The 19,101-nt window shown below is 62.5% G+C and carries 18 protein-coding genes; 3 read left to right on the forward strand and 15 right to left on the reverse strand.

From position 1 onward, the window contains the following. Positions 1–116: 116 nt before the first annotated feature. The 15 genes from ACFZAI_RS22600 to ACFZAI_RS22670 all read right to left on the reverse strand — a co-directional run bounded on the left by ACFZAI_RS22600 (position 117) and on the right by ACFZAI_RS22670 (position 16,744). Positions 117–308, reverse strand: a complete 192-nt coding sequence (locus ACFZAI_RS22600; protein ID WP_183011932.1) for a putative motility protein — start codon at positions 306–308, stop codon at positions 117–119. A gap of 144 nt (positions 309–452) precedes the next feature. After that, on the reverse strand, positions 453–1,271 hold the full coding sequence (locus ACFZAI_RS22605) for a hypothetical protein (RefSeq protein ID WP_391569005.1): 819 nt from the start codon (positions 1,269–1,271) through the stop codon (positions 453–455). Positions 1,272–1,399: 128 nt separating this feature from the next. After that, positions 1,400–2,176, reverse strand: coding sequence for a TylF/MycF/NovP-related O-methyltransferase (locus ACFZAI_RS22610; protein ID WP_391569006.1), 777 nt, complete (start codon positions 2,174–2,176; stop codon positions 1,400–1,402). Further along, positions 2,173–2,985, reverse strand: coding sequence for a phytanoyl-CoA dioxygenase family protein (locus ACFZAI_RS22615; RefSeq protein ID WP_391569007.1), 813 nt, complete (start codon positions 2,983–2,985; stop codon positions 2,173–2,175). Before ACFZAI_RS22615 ends, ACFZAI_RS22610 begins: the two co-directional genes overlap by 4 nt. 36 nt (positions 2,986–3,021) lie before the next feature. Next, a complete protein-coding gene (locus ACFZAI_RS22620; protein WP_391569008.1) occupies positions 3,022–3,522 on the reverse strand; it encodes an acyltransferase in 501 nt (166 codons plus the stop codon). Between the two features lie 21 nt (positions 3,523–3,543). Beyond that, on the reverse strand, positions 3,544–4,299 hold the full coding sequence (locus ACFZAI_RS22625; protein ID WP_342066592.1) for a cephalosporin hydroxylase family protein: 756 nt from the start codon (positions 4,297–4,299) through the stop codon (positions 3,544–3,546). After that, the gene (locus tag ACFZAI_RS22630; protein WP_391569009.1) at positions 4,300–5,124 is read right to left on the reverse strand and encodes an NAD-dependent epimerase/dehydratase family protein; all 825 of its coding nucleotides are present in this window, start codon (positions 5,122–5,124) and stop codon (positions 4,300–4,302) included. It abuts the gene before it with no gap. Continuing rightward, on the reverse strand, positions 5,121–6,365 hold the full coding sequence (locus tag ACFZAI_RS22635; RefSeq protein WP_391569010.1) for a methyltransferase domain-containing protein: 1,245 nt from the start codon (positions 6,363–6,365) through the stop codon (positions 5,121–5,123). The genes ACFZAI_RS22630 and ACFZAI_RS22635 overlap by 4 nt, the downstream gene beginning before the upstream one ends. Continuing rightward, the gene (gene rfbC / locus ACFZAI_RS22640) at positions 6,362–6,919 is read right to left on the reverse strand and encodes a dTDP-4-dehydrorhamnose 3,5-epimerase (protein WP_391569011.1); all 558 of its coding nucleotides are present in this window, start codon (positions 6,917–6,919) and stop codon (positions 6,362–6,364) included. The genes ACFZAI_RS22635 and rfbC overlap by 4 nt, the downstream gene beginning before the upstream one ends. Further along, complete coding sequence (rfbG, locus tag ACFZAI_RS22645; protein ID WP_391569012.1) at positions 6,916–7,986, reverse strand: CDP-glucose 4,6-dehydratase; 1,071 nt, start codon at positions 7,984–7,986, stop codon at positions 6,916–6,918. Before rfbG ends, rfbC begins: the two co-directional genes overlap by 4 nt. Next, on the reverse strand, positions 7,971–8,741 hold the full coding sequence (gene rfbF, locus ACFZAI_RS22650; protein ID WP_342066587.1) for a glucose-1-phosphate cytidylyltransferase: 771 nt from the start codon (positions 8,739–8,741) through the stop codon (positions 7,971–7,973). Before rfbF ends, rfbG begins: the two co-directional genes overlap by 16 nt. After that, complete coding sequence (locus ACFZAI_RS22655) at positions 8,738–12,145, reverse strand: methyltransferase domain-containing protein (protein ID WP_391569013.1); 3,408 nt, start codon at positions 12,143–12,145, stop codon at positions 8,738–8,740. The genes rfbF and ACFZAI_RS22655 overlap by 4 nt, the downstream gene beginning before the upstream one ends. Before the next feature lie 261 nt (positions 12,146–12,406). Next, positions 12,407–14,089: a flagellin gene (locus tag ACFZAI_RS22660; protein ID WP_391569014.1), complete on the reverse strand. Its 1,683-nt coding sequence runs from the start codon at positions 14,087–14,089 to the stop codon at positions 12,407–12,409. Positions 14,090–14,316: 227 nt separating this feature from the next. Then, entirely contained in the window at positions 14,317–15,921 is a 1,605-nt protein-coding gene (locus tag ACFZAI_RS22665) for a methyltransferase regulatory domain-containing protein (RefSeq protein WP_391569015.1), read from the reverse strand. Between the two features lie 67 nt (positions 15,922–15,988). After that, a complete protein-coding gene (locus ACFZAI_RS22670) occupies positions 15,989–16,744 on the reverse strand; it encodes an RNA polymerase sigma factor FliA (RefSeq protein WP_391569016.1) in 756 nt (251 codons plus the stop codon). A gap of 429 nt (positions 16,745–17,173) precedes the next feature. On the opposite strand from ACFZAI_RS22670, the gene flhD reads away from it, so the two are divergent. The 3 genes from flhD (at position 17,174) to motA (ending at position 19,098) form a co-directional block, all read left to right on the forward strand. Continuing rightward, on the forward strand, positions 17,174–17,497 hold the full coding sequence (gene flhD / locus ACFZAI_RS22675) for a flagellar transcriptional regulator FlhD (RefSeq protein WP_006219025.1): 324 nt from the start codon (positions 17,174–17,176) through the stop codon (positions 17,495–17,497). Between the two features lie 31 nt (positions 17,498–17,528). Continuing rightward, positions 17,529–18,110 (forward strand): flagellar transcriptional regulator FlhC, encoded by a 582-nt coding sequence (gene flhC / locus ACFZAI_RS22680; protein WP_391569017.1) that lies wholly within the window; start codon positions 17,529–17,531, stop codon positions 18,108–18,110. A 118-nt stretch (positions 18,111–18,228) separates the two neighbouring features. Next, on the forward strand, positions 18,229–19,098 hold the full coding sequence (gene motA, locus ACFZAI_RS22685) for a flagellar motor stator protein MotA (RefSeq protein ID WP_391569018.1): 870 nt from the start codon (positions 18,229–18,231) through the stop codon (positions 19,096–19,098). Positions 19,099–19,101: the final 3 nt, after the last annotated feature.

Genomic DNA, 19,101 nt, shown 5'->3' on the forward strand with positions numbered 1-19,101 from the left:
CTCATGCGACCCCTGCCACGGCAAACAAAAAGCGCCGGCTCTGTTCAGGGTCCGGCGCTTTTTTTATCGGCTGGCCGCGCGTGACGGCGGCGGCGCTGGCATTACCGCATCGCGCGTCAGGCGTGGGTATTGATGCGCGAACCGAGTTGGCTGTCGATCGCCATCGGGGCCACGGACTGCATCAGTGTGGCAACCGTATCGGCTTGCGCATTCAGCGCCTTCTTCAGCACGGTGGCCTGCACTTCCTGAACCACATTCGCGTCCTTCAAAGCCAGCGCGGTGTTGACGGTGTTGTTGATGGAATCCATGGTCACAGTGTCCTTAAAAGGAAGGCTGGGCGCGAGCCCGAAGTGTTCGCATTATTGCGTATATTTTCAGTTTGATGCAAAGGATTGTCGTGCCATCACATGGCGGGCGTGTGACATGCCGCCCATCCCTTGCAAGCCGGTGGTCTAAGGACGCGCCGGACATTCCTTCACCACGCCCCAGCCATGGTTCGCCCCGCAATACTGATCGCGGGCCGCCCAGGCGCAGTCGGGACGATCAAAGAATCCCAACGTGGCGCATTGCGCCAATTCGGTTTGCAGCGCCGTGACCCACGCCATCGGGTCCTGCGCCGGAATTTCCGTGATCCGCAACGTCGATTGCGGGCCGCTTGAGGCAGGCGTCGTCGTCGTGGCGGCGGCGTTGGTATGCGGCTGGGGGGCAGGGGCTTCCGGAGCCCTCGCGGGAGGTTCAACAGCCGATGCGGCCGGTTCACTTGTGGCGGACGGTGCGGTCGCGGGCGGCGCCAACGCATCCGCCTCCCAATCGCTCGGCGGCTCCTGGACCGGCACCGCGGTTGGGGGCATCAGCGGCACGCGAACCGGGCTGGCCGCGGTAGCGCCGGTAATCCCATTGTTCGGGGCGTTCCACGACACGACCAGCAATACCAACGCGCCGTAAATGGCCAGCGTGTACAGCACCGTCAACGTGGCGGACCCGACGCGCCGCCCCGTGATCGGCGACGCGTCCTCGCGGCCCAGCAAGCGGCGCCAGCCCACCAGCGCCGCACCTGGCGCCGAAATCAGCCACCAACAGACACGCCGCAACCCACCGGGTTCAGGAGCCGGCGGTGGCAAGGCGGCGTGTACCTGAGCCGCCAGCAATTCGCGCAATGCGCGGTTCTCTTCACGCAGACGCAAGGTCTGCGCATCGACCGGCGCCTGATCATCGAGATCCGTATTGCTGTCGTGCTGCGTAGCGAGTGGATCGGTGGGCGTGGCGGTCATGGTCTGAAAAATATAGATACAAAAGCGTGCGGCGGCAATTATGACGTAAGCAGTGGGCGCCTCAAAAGGGGAATAGAACGGGAAAAGGGTGGCTTGGCTGGGATTCGCCGGCTGGGGGCCGGCGCGGTCTACTCAAGAATGGCGTAGCTGACGTGGGGTTCGTACGTAAACCGTTGAATCCGCAGCTTGTTCAGGCCCAGCTTTTCCATGACGGCCAGCGTTTCGCCCGGCCAGGTGCGGTTGTTCAATTCGTCAAAGACGATGACCGCGCCCTTCGGCATGCGGGGCACGAAGTGTTCCAGGCAGACCTTGGTCGGCTCATACAGGTCCAGGTCCAGATGCAACAGCGACACGACCGTCTGCGGTTCGCGCGCCAGATAGCGCGGCACGCTTTCCGCCACGTCTCCCTTCACCAATTCAACTTTCTGGATGTGACCAATGAACCGGTTCGCGTCGAACAGCTCAATGGCGCGTTGCAGGTCGTTGAAGCTGTCCGCCTCATACCCGTTGACGCGGCGCTCGCTCGTCTGGATGACCGCGTGCTGGTCTTGCTCGGAAATGCCCGAAAAGCCCGAGAACGTATCGAAGCCGACGATGCGCCGTTGCAGGTTGACGGGCTCAAGCGTGGCGCTCAGCTGCGCGAACGTCATCAGGCCGCCGCCCCAGTTCACGCCGCATTCCATGATGTCGCCCTGCACATGCAGCGCCATCTTGAAAAGTTCGGACAGGCACAGGAAGCGCGCGATGCTTTGGCGCGGAACGAAACAGGGAAAATTCTCAAGCTTCTCGACGGCGCTGCCGCGCGCGTCGGCAAACAGATCGCCCAGCTCGGCGCGGTAATTGACTTCGCGGCTTGTGCTGCGGCCGTCCTGGCGAAAGCGGGAAGGGTCAGTGGTGTCGTTCATGCGGCTGCGTTCTCGGATTCTTGCTCGCGGCGTTGCTGGGCGTTGTGGCCCAGGTAGTCCACATAGAAGATGTTGGTGCGGTCGCCAGTGGGAAAACGCTGGCGGCGGTACTCCGCATCGGCCAGGTCGGTGATGCGCAGTTGGGTGGTCCAGCGAATCTGCTGACCCAGGTTGGGCGTGCTGCGATGCAGAAGCATCTGCTTGAAGATGACGATGTCGCCGCGCGCCGCGGTAATCGTCTCTGGCGTGTCGGTGACCTCGACGTCCAGACTCAGATCGCGTTGCAGGAACGGCACGTACGGCGCAATCACTTTGTCGCTGATGCGCTTGAAGGGATAGAGGCCGCGCTTGTGGCTGCCAGGAATGACCTGGATCGTGCCAGAGCGCAGATTGACGTCCTGGAACGGAATCCACAACGTGACAGCGTTTTCCGAGCCCAGCAGGTAGAGCGAATCCTGATGCCAGGCGAACAGGTGGCGCGAGTCCGCCGGCTTGTCCAGGCGCATGTTGCAGCACCCCATCAACGAGGGATGCGCCAAGCCCAGCTCGCGGCACAGGTCATGCACGGCCGGGCTGCCCGACATCCGCGACAGCGCGGGCAGGTACTTCAGGCGGTCATACAACAGTGATTGCGTGGCCGGCTCCAGCTCGTATTGGCCGAAGTCGTGCGGGTTGAATTGCGGTCCCACGATGCGCTGGCCCAACTCGGTCAGCTGGGCTTCCAGCTCGATGAGTTCGCCGTGCTTCCAGAAGTCCTTCAGGACGAGGTAGCCGTCTTCTTCAAAGCGTTCCCGCTGTGTGGTGCTCATGATGTTCCTACTTTGGTCTCGTTGCGTCAGGCGTCTTCAGGCGCCCGTTTCTTCTCGCCAGCCCAGCACCTTCATCGGGTTGCCGCCTTGAACTGAAAACGCCGCCACCTCGCCGCGCACGATGGTGCCCGCGGCAATCACGCAGCCTTCGCGCAGAATCGCGCCATCCAGCAGCACGCAGTTGGCGCCGATCCAGACGTCATCCTCAATGACGATGCCGCCCTTGCTGGGCCGGAATCCTTGTTCACGAATCGGCACATCGCGGCGGCGGAACTCGTGATTGGCGGGGGCGAAGGTGCAGTTCGCGGCAACCGCCACGCGCGCGCCCATGCGAATGCCGTGGCCCGTATACAGCACGCAGCCCGAATTGATCACGCATTCCGGGCCGATCTCGACATCGCCTGAGCCGCCGGCGGGCTTGATCTTCACGAAGGCGTCCACGACCGCCTTGGGGCCGATCACAATGCGCGTGCCGCGCGTGGAGTCTTCGATGTCGGCCAGGGGCGACACGCGTGCGGTGGGGTCTATCTGGATCATGGTGGCGGCTGGGTCCAGAAATCAGGCCTTGCGGCGCAGGAAGCCGTCCGGCGCGGACGTTACCAGCAGGCGGTCTTCCACCGAGCGGTCGATTTCAAATTCGGGATGTTGCTTGATCCATTCCCAGACGGCGGTCTTGGGGTTGTTGCCCTTGCCCCAATGGCGGCCCGGCCAGGGGGTGTCGGCGGGCATGTCTTCAACAAAGGTGTCGAAGACCACGCAGTAGCTGCCCACGCTGACCAGGTCGGCATAGGCGTTCAGTTCCGCCAGCACGTGGTCGTGCGTGTGGTTGGAATCCAGGCAGACGAGGATGTTCTTCTTGCCTTCGGCGTGCGCGCGCACCTGCGCAATCGTGGCCGGGTCAATGCTGGAGCCTTCAATCAGGTGAATGCGCTTTGCCAGCGGATGCGTCTCGATGGCCTTGCGGTTGTGTTCGCGGATTTCGATATCGACGCCAACCACTTCGCCTGCACCCAGCAGTTGCAGCATCGAAGCGGACAGCATCAGCGAGCCGCCGTGCGCAATGCCGGTTTCGATGATCAGGTCAGGCTTCACGGCCCAGATCAGCTCCTGCATGGCCATGGCGTCCATGGGCAGCTGGATCAGCGGCCGGCCTGCCCACGAGAAGTTGTTCATGTACTTGCGTTGCAGCGCCATCTGGCGCCACGCGTTGGACAGCTCGCGGAACTCCTGGTCGCTGGCGAAGCCGGCGATGCGGGCTTCTTTTTCCTGGCGGTACTCGGGGTGCGCGTCGGGCGTGGTTTCAAGGTAGGACATTCAGATTCCTTTGTGCAGACGGTACTGCTCTAGAAAATTCGGGAAGTAATCGGAAAAGGCTCGGGGGCGCTGGCCGCACAGGGCCTGCGTGCGGCTTACATCCACGTCGGCAAATGCCCATTCAGGCGCATCGGCGGCAACCGTCGTGCGGTAGCCCAGCTTGGTTTGAATCCAGCGGGCGATATCGCCGTTGGTCACCCCGGCGCCATGGGCGACGTTAAAGATGCCTGGAGCGCCGGCGCGCGCAATGGCCAGAATCTGCGACACCGCGTCGTCGATATACAAATAATCCTTGCGCGACGACAGCGCCGTGCGCAGCGTGATGACGCCGTCGCGCGCGCCTTCTTCCAGCAGCTGGTCGATGAAGCTGTCAGGCGTGTCGCGCAGGCCCACGATGTTTGACAGCCGTGCGACGTTGGTTCCAGCCCGGCCGCCGTGCAGGCATAGCGATTCGCCCATCAGCTTGGACAGGTTGTAGAGGTCGCTCGGATCGTTCGGGTTGACGGCCAGCGTTGCGCCTTCGCGCGTGTCGCAGGCGCCCGCGTACACACGCGTGCTGGACAGATACGTCAGGCTGTCAAAATCCGCGTCAGCCAGTAGCGTGCGCAACACACAGACGTGCGCCTCTACGGTTTCCAGGGGACGGCTGCGGAAATCCGACGTCAGGCCGATTGCGTAAATGACATGGCCCAATGGGCGTTGCAGCAGGCCGGGGTCGTGGCGTGGCGGGGCGTCGCAAGGCACGCCTTCCGCGCGCAAGCGCGCGACCAGATGGCGGCCGATGAAGCCCGTTGCGCCCAAGACGGTGACCGGCCGGGTGTTCATGTTTGCGGGCTGCTTTCAATGGACAGCGACGGAATCGCGGTGACGAGCTTGGCGTGCCACTCGCGGCGCGCGTAGTCCAGTTGTTCTGACACCTCGGCCTTCAGGTTCCAGGGCAGAATCAAGATGTATTCGGGCTGGTCTTCGCGCAACCGGGCTTCCGCCACGATGGGGATGTGGCTGCCAGGCAAATACTTGTCCTGCTTGGCGGGATTCAGGTCCACCACATAGGGCAGCAGGTCGGGGCGGACGCCGGCAAAGTTCAGCAGGGTGTTGCCCTTGGCCGCCGCGCCATAGGCGGCAATGCGCTTGCCGCCGCGGCGCAGCTCCACCAGAAAGGCCATCAGGTCGTTCTTGACCCGTTCGGCCTGCTGCTGGAAGCGCGAGTAGAAGTCGGGGCCATCCATGCCGGCCTGCTGCTCCAGCGCCAGCGTGCGGGACACTTCGGCGGTCAGCGCATGATTGCCGGTGTCGGCGCGCTGCGCAAAGACCCGCAGGCTGCCGCCATGCGTGCTCAGGTGCTCCACATCAAACACCGACAAGCCGTTGGACTTGAAGACGCGCAAGACGGCGGTCAGCGACAAATACGAATAATGCTCGTGATAGGCCGTATCGAACTGGCTTTCCTGCACCATGCGCAGCAAGTGCGGGAATTCAAACGTCGCCACGCCCTGCGGCTTGAGCAGTGCCGTGAAGCCGGACACGAAGTCGTTAATGTCCGGCACGTGGGCCAGCACATTATTGGCGGCGATAAGATCCGCCGCGCGGCCCTGTTCGGCCAGCTCGTCGCCCAACGCCACGCCAAAGAACCGCTGCACGATCTCAATACCGCGATCGCGCGCGGCTTGCGCCGTGCTGGCGGTGGGTTCAACGCCATAACACGGCACGCCTGCGGCCTGCACATACTGAAGCAGGTAGCCGTCGTTGGCGGCAATCTCGGTCACCATGCTGCCGGCGCCCAGCCCGAAGCGGCTGATCATTGCATCGACGTAGCGGCGCGAATGCGCCAGCCACGACGACGAGAACGAGCTGAAGTAAGCGTAGTCGTCGGTGAAAAGCGCTTCACGCCCGGCGTGGTCCTCGGTCTGGACCAGCCAGCACGATTCACACACCAGGATGCGCAGCGGGAACCAGGTTTCGGGTCCGCGCAGGTCGGCCTCGGTCAGGTAGGCGTTGGACGGGGGCGCGTGGCCGAGGTCCAGGAAGGGAAGGCGCAGTTCGGCCTGGCAATGGCGGCACTTCACAGTGCGACTCCAGAAAAAGCGGTGTCCAGGCTGGGGTGCTGCTGATCGCGTTCGGACACCAGGGTAAGGGGCAACGGCCAGGTGACGCCCACGCGGGCATCCTGGAAATGCAGGCCGGCTTCGGCTTGCGGGGAATACGGGGCGGAATGGCAATACAGCATTTCGGCGTCGTCGGTCAGCGTCTGAAAGCCGTGGGCGTAGCCTTCGGGAATCAGCAGCGCGCGGCCGTTGTCGGCGCTTAACCGCTCGGCATGCCATTGCAAGAACGTGGGCGAGCCCGCGCGCAAGTCCACCGCCACATCCCACACCGCGCCGCGTATGCAGCTGACAAGCTTCATCTCGGCGTGCGGCGGCAACTGATAGTGCATGCCGCGTATCGTGCCGGCCTGCGCGGTATAGGTGTGGTTGACCTGCTCAATGGCGCGTTCCCAGCCGCAGGCGCGCAAGTCTGCGGCGTCGAACAGCCGCGCCAGAAAGCCACGCGCATCGCCGCGTGGATGGCGCTGCACGACTTTCAAACCGGGAAGCGGCGTGTCGATGACATCCAGGCTCATGACTGCGCCTCGTACTGATTGATGTCGGCGTGGCACAGCGCCAACGCGTCTTCGCCCGCATCGAAGCGGCGATACCAGTCCATGCTGCGCGTGACGGCCTGGGCCAGCGGCCAGCGCGGCGCCACGTTCAACGCCGCGCGCGCTTTCGATGTGTCCAGCGACAACAAGCCCGCTTCATGCGGGCCTTCGATCTGGCCGGCGTAGACGGTGCGGCCGCGTCCGTAGGCGCGCTGCGCCACGTCTACCACGGTGCGCACCGAGGCCGCTTCCGCGGCGTCCGGGCCAAAGTTGTACGGCCCGGCAAGCGCGGGCTGTTCCCACAGCGCCTGCGCCAGCGTCAAATAGCCCGCCAACGGTTCCAACACATGCTGCCAAGGGCGTACCGAGTCCGGACGGCGTATGTGCAGATCGCCGTTGTCGCGCCAGGCGCGTACGGCGTCCGGCAGCAACCGGTCTACCGACCAGTCGCCGCCGCCAATGACGTTGCCGGCGCGCGCCGTGGCAACCGCGACGCCTTGCGCTTGCAGGAAGGCATCGCGGTACGACGCGATGACCAGTTCGCTGGCCGCCTTGCTGGCGCTGTAGGGGTCGTGGCCGCCGAGCGTGTCATTTTCGCGATACGGGTGCGGCCATTCGTTGTTGCGGTAGACCTTGTCGGTCGTGACCATGACGGCCACCTTCGCCGACGGCGTCACGCGCAGCGCGTCCAGCAGGTGCGCCGTGCCCATGATGTTGGTCGCGAAAGTCTCAACCGGCTCGGCATAGCTGGGCCGCACCAGCGCTTGCGCCGCCAGATGCAGCACGATGTCGGGCCGGGCGGACAGCACGATGTCGCGCAGCGCATCCGCATTGCGGATGTCTGCATAACGGCTGTCGATCAGGCTGCCCACGCGGGCGGCCTGGTACAGGCTGGGCGTGGTGGCGGGGGGCAGCGCCACGCCCGTCACCTGCGCGCCCAGGCGATGCAGCCACAGCGCCAGCCAGCTTCCCTTGAAGCCGGTGTGGCCGGTCAGCAATACACGCTTGCCGCGCCAGAAGCCGGGGGTGGGGCTTACCAGACTTTCCATGGCGCCTTGCCCGTGCTCCACAGCGACTCCAGCAGGTTCTTTTCGCGCAGCGTATCCATGGGCTGCCAGAAGCCCAGATGTTCGAACGCATGCAGCTCGCCGTCGCGGCTTAGCGTTTCCAGCGGGCCGGCTTCCCAAGTGGTGTCGTCATCGTCGATCAGCGACAGCACGCTGGGCGACAGCACGAAGAAGCCGCCGTTGATCAGGCCGCCGTCGCCGCGCGGTTTTTCGGTAAAGCCCGTTACGCGGTCACCGTCGCGGCGCAGCGCGCCATAGCGTCCGGGCGGCTGCACGGCGGTGACGGTAGCGGCCTTGCCATGCTTGCGGTGAAAGGCAATCAACGCGCTGACGTCGATGTCAGCCACGCCGTCGCCATAGGTGAAGCAGAACGCGTCGTCTTCTTTTACGTAGTCCGCCACGCGCTTTAAACGGCCGCCGGTCATGGTGGTTTCACCGGTGTCCACCAGCGTCACGCGCCACGGCTCGGCCTTGCGCTGGTGCACTTCCATGCGGTTGTCGGCCATGTCGAACGTCACGTCGGACATGTGCAGGAAGTAGTTGGCGAAGTACTCCTTGATCATGTAGCCCTTGTAGCCGCAGCAGATCACGAAGTCGTTCACGCCATGGGCGGAATACGTTTTCATGATGTGCCACAGGATGGGCCGCCCGCCGATTTCGATCATCGGCTTGGGGCGCGTGTGGGTTTCTTCAGAGATCCGGGTGCCCAGACCCCCGGCAAGGATGATGGCTTTCATGCTTGGGATTCGCACCAGGTGTTGAACATGCCGCGCAGCGCGGCTTCGAATTTGCGGGCGAATGCGGGTTCGTCCATCAAGGGGCTTGCCTGCATGTCGCTGCGCAGGTTGGCGCGGATGCGCGCCAGGGCGGGCAGGTCGCGGGCAAGGGCGACGACTTTTTGCACGTATTCTTCTTCGGTCTGGGCGATCCATTCCGGATGGCCGATGCCATGCAAGACCGAGCTGCCGATGCGGCCCACGCTGGGGCGGTCGGCAAGCGTGACGTAGGGCACGCCCATGTACAACGTTTCCACCAGCGTTACGCCCGAGTTGTGCGGGAAGCAATCCAGGCCGATGTCCATGCTGCGCAGCACGTCCCAGGGGGGGCTGTGGCAGCCGATCATGAGCCGGCTGCGGTCAATGCCCTGCGCTTGAAAGCGGGCGATCAGCTGTTCCCGCATGGGGCCGTCGCGGTAGCTGTTGCTGTCTACCATCAGGCGGCCTTCGGGCAGGCGGCGCAAGATTTCGGACCAGACGCTGACGGTGCGGTCGTTCATCCGGATGGCGCGGGTCAGCGTGCCCAGCGTGACGTAGCCGTTGGTGAGCGCGGGCAGCGTGCCGTAATCGCCCATCGCCGGGTTCGGGCGGTAAATGAAATTGCTGTCTTCCAGGCGCCAGGGCTTTTCTGAAAACAGGTGCTCGCTGCCTGAAGGCACCATGACGTCATCGGACATGATGTAGTCGATCGCCGATAAGCCGGTGCTGTAGCCAAAGCCCAGCCACGTCAGCGAGACGGGGGCAGGCTTGCGAGCGAAAGCGCCCAGGCGGTTGCCCGCGGTGTGGCCGGCAACGTCAATCAGAATGTCGATGCCGTCGGCGCGTATGCGTTCGGCCAATTGGGCATCTGTCAGCGTGGTAGTGGGAACCCAGTGGTCGAAATAGGTCTTGAGACGCTGCGTGGTCTGGTCTTCGGTCGTCAGTTCGGCATAGGCCGTCAGCTCGAAATTGGACCGGTCATGGTGTTGGAACAGCGGCTCGATGAAATAGTTGCCCGAGTGTTGACGGAAGTCGGGCGATACGTAGCCCACCTTCAGCTTTCTGGGCTGTTGGCGCGAATTCTTGTGCGGCCTCCAGCTGGCGCGATGCGTGGCGTACAAGTCGGTATCGCAGTCGCGGTATGCCTGGAAGACTTCTTCTGCGCTGCGCTCGTCCGAATAGTTCAGCGCAAACAACAGGTTGTTGCGCGGGGTGGGCTCGGTGGGGAACGCGGCAACCGCTTCGCGCGCAGCAAGCTCCGCCTTCGTGACATCCCCCGCATCGATATAGGTCTTGCACAGGTTGATGCGAGACTTGCGATGCGCAGGGTCCAGCGCGATGGCGAGCAGGTTGCTGGCCTCGGCCTCCTTGTAGCGCCGTTCGGTCGTCAGGGCGTCGGCCAGTGCGGAATGGGTTTCGGCGCTAAGCGGCGCCAGTTCGACCGCACGGCGGCTGGCGCCGATCGCCTCGGACGTGCGCCCCAGCTGCGTCATGATCGCAGCCAGCAGTACGTAGCTTTGCGGGTCGGCCGGCCCCAGTTCCAGGGTCGTCAGTGCAGGCAGCAGGGCCTCTTGCACGCGTGCGGTGCTGAAAAGGGCAATGGTCAGCGCTTCCCACGCATCCCAGAACTTGGGGGCGCTCTTTGTCAGGCGACGCGCGATTTGTTCTGCTTCCAGGAACGCCTTCTTTGTCATCAGCTCGTGCAGGTGAATGGCCTGCGCGGCGATGGCCTGACCCGGATTGGGCTGGTGTCCGCTCGCGGCAAGAATGCGCGCGTTCAGGCTCAGGCACGCGAGCGCGCTGATGTACAGGCCTAGCAGCGGCATATTGCCGTGCGCGGCGGTCATCGCGTCGCGCAGCATCGTCGCCCAGGCGCGCGTGCTGCCTTGGACGAGGGCATAACGCTTGAGCAGCGACAGCGTTTCCGCCACATCCGAAGGGTCTGCGTGCGCGTCACCCGCGTCCCCCACATTGGGTAAACGGCCAGCGGCGAGGTTGCGGATGATGGCAGACTGCGCATCCGACGGTATCAGTTTGACCGGCTCATGCCAGAGGTTAAAGCGCGGCAGGGCTGGCGCCGTATCATCGGCAATCAGAAAGGGCAGCGGCCGCAACGTGACGTCGCCTTCGCGTTCGTAAGGGCCGGCGTCCAGGCTGTAGTGCAGCAGATCGTTTTCCATCAGCGTCTGCAATACGCGGTCCAACACCTTGCGCCCTGCGGCGTCGTCGATCTGGTTCTTGTTCAGCAGGACGGCGAGCAGCGTCGGGTAGGGCAGCGTCGCCGGCCACGCGTGGTTGAGCATGTCCGTGACTGTCACCACGTCGGCGTCCTGGGTGACAAGGGCTCGGCCAAGGTGGTTCACATACGTAGCGCCGCTCTCCTGTCCATTGGCGGCCAGGCGGATCAGGCCGCAGGCAAAGCGCAGGTCGCGCATGCGGCTCAGGTCAGGCTTGCCAGCAACACTGGTTGCGCGCGCTTGCGCGACCCACAGGCTCTGACGGAAGGCGCGGCCCGTGGCGAAGTCCAGGTACTGCTGGCGCACGGTAGCTGGCTGGCCCATGGCCAGCAGGCTGTGATTCAGCGATACGCCTTGTCCAAAATTCAATGCGATTTCGCTAAGCGGCTGGGTGTCGCCCACGTAGGCCAGTCCGACCTCGGTGGCGCGTCCGGCCAGTTCGACAAAGTAACTGGGGTTGCAGCCCAGCAACTGGAGCCCGCCCTCGTCATCGCCTTGTGCGGCATGCAGGTCGCGTTCGAATTGCGCCACGATGCCCGGCAACGCCGCCTGTTGAGGGTTCGCCGCCGCCAAGCCTTCCTTGAACAGGGTCAGGGCGGCCAATGCGCTTTGGCGCAATTCGGCGTTGGTCTGCGCGGCATGGCCATGCAGCATGATGGCGTCGCGCACCACGTCCAGCGCCTTGGCGCCCGGGTAGACGTGGCTATCCAGATAAAGAATGCCCTGGGGCGCCAGCAGGGCGGCGCAGGCTTGCAGCAAGGCCTGAGCGGCGTCGGCGGGCAGGTAGCTGTAGACGCCTGTGACGATGATGTAGTCAAACAGCCCCAACTGTGAGCCCACGTCCGGCGCTTGACCGACATAGAGCGTCAGGTTGGACGCGCCCAAGCGGCGAGCCGCCTCGGTGCCTTGGCTGATCAAGGTTTCCGAAGAATCCAGCCCGATCGCCTGCGCATCTGGGTAGGCCAGCGCGAACGGCAGCAGGGCCTCGCCCGTACCGCAGCCCACGGCCAGCACCCGAGCGCGTTCCAGCGGCGGGGTTTCGACCCCGTATAAGTGCGCGGTGGCGCGCAATCTGGCAGGGGAATGGCTGGGCGACAGCCGGCCCGGATCTGCAATGGCTTGGCGTTGGGTGAAGGCCGGATAGGACATGTGGCGTAAGCGCTGGTCGAAGCTAGGGAATCTGATCCAGGAATTCTACGAATGGCGGCCAGGACTCATTCGTCGAATCAGCGTCGGAATATCCCGCCACTTTGGACAAAGCTCGCTGGCCGCGGACGCCGGGTCTGGACGAAAAAAAACCCGCCGTGAGGCGGGTTTTCGAGGTGGCCAGGGCGGGTGCGAAGGCCCCGTCCTGGCTGCCAGCCAGAGGAAACCGAAGTTTCCTCTGCCGACCGTTGCCGTTGCTGAGAATTAACGCAGCAGGGACAGAACGGTTTGCGGCACTTGGTTGGCTTGCGCCAGAACCGAGGTACCAGCTTGTTGCAGGATCTGAGCCTTGGACATGTTCGACACTTCCGTGGCGTAGTCAGCGTCTTGAATACGCGAACGAGCGTTGGACAGGTTGTTGACCACGTTGTTCAGGTTGGCGATCGTCGATTCCAGACGGTTCTGCACAGCACCCAGTTCGCCGGTCAGCTTGTCCAGCTTCGTGAAGGCGGCGTCCAGCGTCTTCAGCGGATCGGTGGTCAGCGAACCCTTGCTGGTGTCTTCCGTGGTCAGCTTGCCCGAGCTGTTGACCTTGGCTTCAGCGCCGATCTTGGCGGTGTAGTCACCCGTGCCCGTGCCGCTCTTGACCGTAGCCTTGCCCGTGTTCGGGTCAACGGTGTAGGTCGTGTCGTACGTCTTGGTCGTGGTGAACGTGCCCTTGTCATCAACGTACGTGTCGGTCGACGCGCCGCTGGTGAAGGTGACGTTGGCGCTGGTGATGCCTTGACCCAGCTTGACGACCACGCCGCCGGCGGTAGCGTTGGCCTTGACGTTAGCCAGCAGCGCATCGGTAGCGATGGTGTTGGTGAACGACAGAGCGTTGGCGGTGCCGGTGCTGGAGTACGTCTTGCCACCGATCGAAACCGACGACGAACCAGCGGCGCCGGTGTTGGCGGCGGCGGTCAGCACGGTGTTCAGCGTAGCGGCGGTAGCCGATGCGTTGTTGGTGGTCAGGTTGCCAGCGGCATCCAGGAAGGCGTCTTGGCCGCCGATGGTGACCTTGCCCGTAGCGTCGACTTGGAATTCAGTCTGGCCGCCGTTGTTGTGGGTGTAGGTCGCGGTCGTCGTGCCGGTGGCCGGACGCAGCGAGTTGGCCAGCGTGGTGATCGCGCCAGCGTTCGAAGCCGACTTGTCGGTGAACGTGAAGTTCTTGTTGGCCGAGTCGTACGTGTAGGTCGTAGCAGCGGTGCCCGTGCCAACGGTAACGGTGTTGCCGTTTTCCAGCTTGGCGAAGGTTTGGTCAGCGGTAGCTGCAGCGTGCGTCGTGGTCACGGTCCAGTCGTTGCCGACGGCGGTGCCGCCAGCGGCTTGCAGGTCGGACACGGTGGCCGAACGGTTCTGGGTCACGCCCGAGCCGTTGACGTTGAAGCCGTCCAGACCCAGCGTCTTGACGCTGATTTCCGACAGGTTCAGGGTGATCGTTTCGCCGTCGTTGGCGCCAACTTGCAGCGTCAGGGGCTTGGCGTTGGAGGACAGAACCTTCACGCCGTTGAAGTCGGTTTGTTGCGAGATGCGGTCGATGTCCGACAGACGTTGGTTGATTTCGTCTTGCATCGAGTTCAGCTGCTCTTGCGAGTAGCTGCCGTTGCCGGCTTGCACCGACAGTTCGCGAACGCGCTGCAGGTGGGTGTTGATTTCGGAGGCAGCGCCTTCCGTCGTTTGAGCCAGCGAGATGCCGTCGTTGGCGTTACGAGCGGCTTGGGTCAGGCCCTTGACGTTCGCGGTGAAACGGTTGGCAATGGCCATACCGGCGGCGTCGTCCTTGGCGCTGTTGATGCGCAGGCCCGACGACAGGCGTTCGATGGCGGTACCCAGGGACGATTGCGACTTGTTCAGGTTGTTCTGAGCAACGAGCGACAAGTAGTTGGTGTTAATGACTGCAGCCATGTTTAGGCTCCCAAGAGAGAAAGGCTTCTTCAAACCGGGCAGCGGGGCCGCCCATCGTGTTAACGGGAGAATTCGTTTTCTTGCGTCTTCGAATTTCTCCGTTGCCAGGATTACGGCAGTCGCAAATCAATCTTTAGGCTTTTTTTTCGGCAATCGTAAATATGTTGAGGTTTTTGGTGCTTTCCGGGGCTGGCCAGGCGAAGCGCCCGCCCCGGCGGCAATATGTATCAGTTCAGCAGCAGTCCGGCGCGGCGTAAATCAGCCAGCAGGGCGTTCAAGAATTCCTGCGCGACTGGCTCCAGATTGCGGGCGCCTTTATAAGTTTGCCCGTTGGGATGGGCGAGACGGCCCGAGGTCAGCGCGTCACGCACTTGCGTGCGCAGGTCGGTCACGGAATGCGTGCCATCCATTTGAAGGGCGATGAATTGGCTTAAGGCATCGGCCGGCGGGTTCACGGGCTGATGCCAAAGGTTGTACATGCCCACCTGGCTCGGCTGGCGGGTGACTTCACGAAGCAAGGGAAGGGCGCCCGGGATCAAGGCGGGTTTGGTGTCAGCCGCCACATAGGCCGACGGCTCCATGCGGAAGTGAACCGCACTGGATTGCACCAGCGTGATCAGGTTCATATAGACGGCGTTGCACACATCCTCTTGCGTCGCGCCCGGGTTGTGGCGCTGCGCGATGTCAACAATGGCCTCAAAGGGCAGCGCGCGCGGCCAGGCTTGGTTCAGCGCGTCAATCATCCCGACCATGGCCGGGTCCTTGCTGCTGAGCGTTGCGCCATTGGGCGTCATGTAGTGGCGATGCTCTGCCGATGCGCCTGCGGTCGGCGCAGCCGCGTCGAGCTTGGCCGCGAAATGCATGGCTTTGAAGGCGCTGCCTTCTGGCTGGGCCAGCATCTGGCCCGCGCGATCCGCGTGCACCAGCAGGCTCTTGCGAAACGAGCGTCCCACCGCGAAATCCAGATATTGCTCGCGCATTTCGCGGTTGCTATTGGCAGACAGGCCATTCAGGCCAAGCGCGACCTTGGCGCCGTAGGTCGATGCAAAGGTCAAATGCGGTTCGGCGTCCGTAACATAGGCCAGGCCGGCCTGTTGCGCGGCGGCTGCAAATTCCAGGAAGTAGCAAGGCGTGTTGATCGCTTCCAGGTATTCGTGCAGAAGGTAATGGTCGGACTGACCGCGCAGCTTGCCCGCAACATTTTGCAGCGCAGCGTGCAGCGGGTTGTTGTGCCAAAGGCCGTTTTCGATGAGATCCAGCATTTCCTTGGCGCTGGCCAGTTTGTCCTGCGCCGTCTGTGCACCGAAGCTGTTCAGGATCATCGCGTCGCGAACCACGTCGGCGGCTTTCCAACCCGGGTAGGTGTTGTAACTAATATAGGCAATCCCTTCCGGGGCCAGGTTTTCCCGGCAGATGCGCAAGATCGCGTCGCGCACTTCGGGGGGCACCCAGCTGAACACGCCGTGGCAAATGATGTAGTCGAATTGCCCGAATTCGGGAGTGATGTCGGTCAGGCTCATCGCGCGCAGATCGAGATTGCGCGCGCCGACTTTCTCGGCGATCTGCTGGCCGGCCTCGATCTGTTGAGGCGCCAGGTCAATGCCCACTACCTGCGCGCCGGGGTAGGCCATCGCAAAGGGCAGCAGGTTCCCGCCGGCGGCGCCACCCAGTTCCAGCACGCGCGCGTTGTCCAGCGCGGGCGTGGCCAATCCATAAAGACTCGCTACCGCACGTAAGTTGCCTGGCGATGTATAGGCGAACGCATTCGAAATGTACGGGGTTTCGTCGTAGGCGTCAGAAATTGCCTGCGTCAAATTATCGGCTGCGGTCATGACTGAATTCCAGGGATAGGGCGGGGGATGTGCGGCATGCGTGCGCGAACGCGCACGCGGTGTGAACTCAAATAATCTGCGCGATCTGCCCCTCCTGGGGCAGCTCTTGCCAAGCCTGTTCCTTCAGCTTGGCGCGAATGCGAGCCGTTGCTTGCGATCTCAACTGGCACACGCGTGCTTCGGTCACGTTCATGATCGCGCCAATCTCTTTCAGATTCAGGCCTTGCTCGTAACACAGCGACAGCAACAGTTTTTCCCGGTCGGGCAGGGCGTCGATTGCGTGCACCAGCGCCTGGCGGAAATCGCCTGCCAATAGAGAATCCAGCGGATTGCCGCCTGCCGAACCATGGTTCAGTGTTGCAGCCCAATCCGATTGACCGGACGCGGAGTCCGTTTCGGTCGTGAAATCTTCGTAGTGAACGATCTGCACGCCTTGCGCGTCGTGCAGCAACGATTGGTATTCGTCGATCGGAATTTCAAGCTGCTGGGCGATTTCGGCTTCGGAGGGGGCGCGCATCAAGCGCTGCTCCAGCTGGGAAATGGCCTGTTCGATTTTGCGCGCCTTGGCGCGGACGCTGCGTGGCAGCCAGTCCTGGCTGCGAAGCTCGTCCAGCATCGCGCCACGGATACGGGTCGTGGCGTAGGTCTCGAATTGGGCGTCTGCCGTTTCCTGATAGCGCCTTACGGCGTCAAGCAGGCCGATCATGCCGGCCTGTATCAGGTCGTCAAGCTCAACGCTGGCGGGTAGCCGGGCGAGCAATTGCAGGGCCAGCTTCCGCACTAGCGGGGCATATTCGACCAAGCTGTCTTCTGCGTGGGGCATTGCGGGAATGTCAGGCGGTGTCCATCGTGACGCATTGTCGGTCGTTGTCAATTTGCGACATTGTCGACAAACGCGCGGCTGCACTAAAGCTAGCAATCAGGTGATCGTCAAGGTGCCATTGTCGGCACTGCACAACATTTCATTCCCCGAAGTACGCAATGTTTTGAATGCTTATTTGCCAAATTGACGTAAATTCGTCACCGATTTCTATGTCAAGGTGTGTCTATTTTCACAAGTTGCGCAATATCAACAAAGATTTGTCATATAAGTCATAGAAAATGACATCACCTGTGGTAAATTTTACTTAAATTGCGAACAAATGATACATTTCGCATTAAAACAGGATGCAGCAGCAGTCAGGTAACCGTAGGTTGCCGACGCTTTTGGATATCAAGCCCCGTGGGTGGGATCAGGGATAGGGAGTAGGGCGTGCAACAAGTCGAAAATTCTTTGCTGGCAGACATTCGTGAAGTGAATCTGTCATATCTGTTACTTGCGCAACGAATGTTGCGTGATGACTATGCTGCGTCGATGTTCCGTCTGGGGTTCAGCAATGAAGTTGCTGACATCCTGATGCGACTGTCGCCGGCACAACTGGTGAAACTGGCCAGCTCCAGTTCGCTGCTGTGCCGCTTCCGTTTTGATGATTACAGCCTGTTGTCGGCGCTGACCCATGACGTTCTGGGTGGTGCGCTGCAACAAGCCCATGCAACGATCCTGCTGGCCAAGCAACCTGTAGAAGAACTGGCCTGACCGCCACTCGACTCCCCAAACGGAACGTGTAATGGCCTCCAAAAGCGTATCTCAGGAAGCGGACGATATCCTGCTTGCCAGCTCCATGATTACCCTAGGAGCTCGTTTGCAAGTGCTCGAGGCGGAAACCGCCCTCAGCCATGACCGCCTTGCACGCTTGTACCGGGAAATCCGCGGTTGCTCGCCACCCAAGGGCATGCTGCCTTTCTCGGTTGACTGGTTCATGACCTGGCTGCCGAATATTCATTCGTCGCTGTTCTACAACGTGTATTCGTTTTTGAATGCGCGCACCAGCAGCAAAGGCATCCGCGCCATCATCGATGCGTATCGCCTTTATCTGGAGAACGCCGGCCTGGACACGGCGGAAAACGCCGAGCCCGTCCTGAGCTTTACCCGCGCCTGGATGCTGGTGCGTTTCTTTGACAGCGGCATGCTCCAGCTGTCCGCCTGCCGCCAGTGCGGCGGCCATTTCATCGCCCACGCTCACGATCCGCAATCGGATTTTGTGTGCGCCATTTGCCGGCCGCCACCTCGCGCCGGCAAGACGCGCGCCGCGGCAAAAGCACGTGCGGGCAACCGCCCGGCGCCCGCCGTCGACGCCGCGCGTCCTTGACCTCCCGCGTCCAAATACATCAAAAGCCCTGGAAAACTCCCCGTAACCCGCCTTTTTGGGTCGGGGGGAACAGGGGATCATTGACGCCAGTTTTAGACTTCGTTGGCAGGGGCCTGATGTGTTGATTGTTATCGGTTTTCTCGTGGTGATCGTGTCGGTCGTCGGCAGCTTCATAGCGCTGGGCGGCCACTTGGGCGCGCTTTACCAGCCCTTTGAGCTAACGCTGATCTTCGGGGCGGCGTTCGGCGCCTTCCTGGCCGGCAACAGCAAGAAGTCGCTGATGCTGGTGAAGAAAGCGTTGCCCGACGCGCTAAAGAGCTCGCGCTACAGCAAAGACGTGTACATGGAGCTGATGGCTCTGCTGTATGTGTTGCTGAACAAAGCGCGCCGTGAAGGCCTGATGGCCATCGAATCGCATATTGAAGACCCGGCCTCCAGCCCGATCTTCAGCGAATATCCCCGCATCGCCAAAGACGCGAAGCTCATGGAGTTCATTACGGACTACCTGCGCATCATGATCAGCGGCAACATGAGCTCGTTTGAAATCGAAACGCTCATGGACGAGGAAATCGAAACCTACCGCCACGAGCGCGAAGTGCCTGCGCACGCGTTGCAGCAGATGGCCGACGGCCTGCCGGCATTCGGTATCGTGGCCGCGGTGCTGGGCGTGATCAAGGCGCTGGCCGCCGTGGACCAGCCGCCCGCGATTCTGGGCGACCTGATCTCCAAGGCCATGGTCGGCACCTTCCTGGGTATTTTGCTGGCCTATGGTTTTGTGGGGCCGCTGGCCTCGCGCGTTGAGCGCCGCACCGACGAAGCCATGAAAGTGCTGGAATGCATCAAGACCACGCTCTTGGCAAGCATGAACGGCTACCCGCCGCAACTGGCGGTGGAATTTGGCCGCAAGGTGCTGTTCTCGTCCGTGCGTCCGACGTTCGGTGAGCTGGAAGAGCACGTCCGGCAAACCAAGTCGACCGGCAAGGCCTGACGG

Source organism: Achromobacter sp. NPDC008082 (assembly GCF_042957345.1).
GTDB lineage: Bacteria > Pseudomonadota > Gammaproteobacteria > Burkholderiales > Burkholderiaceae_B > Achromobacter > Achromobacter kerstersii_A.